Consider the following 445-nt stretch of genomic DNA (forward strand, 5'->3'; position numbering starts at 1 on the left):
GTTGGAGCCGGCATCGCAAAGGCAGTCCAACAGTTCCAAAATGAATGTCCCGGTGTCGCGCTTACTGATGGCGTCACCATCGCGCTTCGAAATGCGGACTTATCGTGAACTTCTTAAGCTGGTAAAAGACGGCCGATCGGGAACTTCGAGCGGTTTGCGAAGTTAGTGTTTCCTTAGGCGCAAAGGAAACCTCACATGAAAATCATAACTGCAATTGCCGCTGCAACGCTGTTGACTGTGGCGCTCTCTAGCTGCGGCAACACAATCCGCGGCATGGGCAAAGACACCGCCAATACGGTGGACGCTACACAGAACGCTGGCCACCGAGTGAACCGCGCAGCCTCGAACTAAGTGAGGCACAGATAGGGGGTGGGATTTATTCTGCACTCGCTACGCCTTTTGGCTGAATTGCATTAACCGCGGATCTCTTTATTCATCACTAGGT

1 protein-coding gene is annotated in these 445 nt (G+C 52.8%); it reads left to right on the forward strand.

Going from position 1 to position 445, the window contains the following annotated elements; translation table 11 throughout:
* The first annotated feature begins 195 nt into the window (after positions 1–195).
* On the forward strand, positions 196–351 hold the full coding sequence (locus AC1DIX_RS27870) for an entericidin domain-containing protein (protein ID WP_112390507.1): 156 nt from the start codon (positions 196–198) through the stop codon (positions 349–351).
* The last annotated feature ends 94 nt before the right edge of the window (positions 352–445 follow it).

This window comes from Massilia sp. 05N420, assembly GCF_056397205.1.